At 68.3% G+C, this 1,927-nt stretch carries 3 protein-coding genes; all 3 read right to left on the reverse strand.

The genetic code is table 11. The features are described 5' to 3' along the window. A partial coding sequence (locus AB1578_23640) for a hypothetical protein (protein MEW6490891.1) occupies positions 1–242 on the reverse strand: 242 nt, incomplete at its 3' end. A gap of 23 nt (positions 243–265) precedes the next feature. After that, complete coding sequence (locus AB1578_23645; GenBank protein ID MEW6490892.1) at positions 266–1,303, reverse strand: 4Fe-4S dicluster domain-containing protein; 1,038 nt, start codon at positions 1,301–1,303, stop codon at positions 266–268. 16 nt (positions 1,304–1,319) lie between these two features. Further along, complete coding sequence (locus AB1578_23650) at positions 1,320–1,892, reverse strand: hypothetical protein (GenBank protein ID MEW6490893.1); 573 nt, start codon at positions 1,890–1,892, stop codon at positions 1,320–1,322. Positions 1,893–1,927: the final 35 nt, after the last annotated feature.

Consider the following 1,927-nt stretch of genomic DNA (forward strand, 5'->3'; position numbering starts at 1 on the left):
GCCGCCGGCACCGAGGCGGACCCGAAGTCGAAAGCAAACGGCAGAAGGCCCGCGTCGTGAGCCAGGCGTCCCGGCCACTCGCCGGCCACCGCGGCTGCATGCGAATCCGCGTCGGGGCACGTCAGCAGGCGCCCAAGTGCCTGGTATACGCCCAGCCGCGCCGTGGTCTCGTTGTCGGCGAGCTCCATCTCCTCGTTGGCGTCGCCGTCAATCTGCAAGCCGGCGAGTGAGTAAACAAACATGTCTGCTGCCTCCTACGCTCAGGTTACGACGCGGCGGGAGTAAGGGAAGCCGGGTCGGTGGTGAAGGGCCCGAGCAGTTCCTGCCACTTGTAGGCGATGAGGGTCTTGAGCATCTCGGAGGAGCCGCCCTCGCGGACCTTCGCCATCTCGGAGCGGAGGGTGGCCAGGGCCGTGTGCACCTCCGGTCCGAACTGGCTCTCCAGGTACTCCGGCGGGATGCGCGGCGTCTCGTAGTCGATGCTGAAGTCGTCCTTCAGCCGGTAGGGCGACAGCGGCGGCACGTAGAAGACGTTCGGTCCCGTGCCCGCCTCGGCGTGCAGGGGAAGGGCGATCTTCCAGCTCTTCACCAGCTTGTAGACCGCCGAGCTCTCGTCGTCGAGGTAGCCCACGAAGACGGCCCGCCCCGGGCACTGGCGCACACAGGCCGGCGCCACCCCCGCCTCGATGCGCGGGAAGCAACCGATGCAGTGCTGGGACACGTGCCGTTCGTAGTTGAAGTAGATCTTCTTGTAGGGGCAGGCCTCCATGCAGAAGCGGTCCCCCATGCAGACATCCTCGTCCCGCAAGACGAGACCGTCGTCCCGCTTGGAGAGGGCGCCCGTGGGGCAGGCCTGCAGGCAGGTGGGGTTGGTGCAGTGGTTGCAGATGCGGGGCAGGTAGTAGAAGTAGGAGTTCGGCCACTCCCCCGCACCCTGGTCCTCGTCCCAGTTCATCGCCCAGCGGTTCTCGCGCGGGGCCTGGGGCTCCAGGTGGGCCTTGCCCGCCGTGCCCCCGTAGAACACCTCGTAGTAGTTGAAGTCCCAGCCGCCGCCAAACTCGCCCTTCGTCGGCTGGTGGCCGCCCTTCGCCTTGCCCGTGGCGGCGTCCACGCCACCACCCATCGCCTCCCAGTCCTTCGGCGTGCCCTGGCCCGGCATCGTGTTCACCGAGCACCACCACTCGTGCTTCTCACCCTCGTCACGGGTCCAGAGCACCTTGCAGGCCACCGAACAGGTCTGGCAGCCAATGCACTTGTTCAGGTCGAACACCCAGGCGACTTGCCGCGTTCCGTTTGCAGTCATCTTCTTCTCCTCCTGCCTACTCGAGCGTCAGCCATTCGCGGCTGACCGCGGCAAGCCCTGCCCGCTCTTCGTTCGAACCGTTCCAGACGGCCACCCCGAGCTTCCCCCGGGCGGCACTGGCCGGTCCGCTCACCACCACCGACCACTTCCCGCCCGCCAGGGCGCCCGCGCCGCCCACCGCGCTGGCATCGGCCTTGCTCACCACGCCGGGACCCTTCGACACCAGGTTGAGGGCGCCCCGCCCGTTCTCCCAGTACCAGAGGTTCACCGGTGCGTTCGCCTCGCCCAGCGTGGCCAGGGCGCCGTCACCGACGATCGCGCCGGCGGCATCCTGGAACTCGCCGTTGGGAGCGCCGTCGTCCTGCCACTCCACCCGCACGTAGAGCTTCTGGCCGTCCGTGGCGGCGGCGACCTTCGCCTCGGCGGTCTTGCCGTAGGCCCGCTTCGCCCAGGCCTCGCGGATGTACTCCGTGGGCTGGGCCGCCAGCGGCACCGGGGCAAGCGCGACCGCCGTGGACGTCACGCTGCTCCAGGCCTGGGAGGCGGGGTCGGCCAGGTTGGCCCCTGCGTCTACCTTCGCGACTTTCATTGCTACTCCTCGTTGACCTTTTCAAAATCGCAGCG

The organism is Thermodesulfobacteriota bacterium, from assembly GCA_040756475.1.
Lineage (GTDB): Bacteria > Desulfobacterota > Deferrisomatia > Deferrisomatales > JACRMM01 > JBFLZB01.

Excerpts from the sequence above, each read along its gene's own strand:
- AB1578_23645 (MEW6490892.1), bottom strand. The coding sequence starts at position 1,303 with ATGACTGCAAACGGAACGCGGCAAGTCGCCTGGGTGTTCGACCTGAAC.
- AB1578_23650 (MEW6490893.1), bottom strand. The coding sequence starts at position 1,892 with ATGAAAGTCGCGAAGGTAGACGCAGGGGCCAACCTGGCCGACCCCGCC.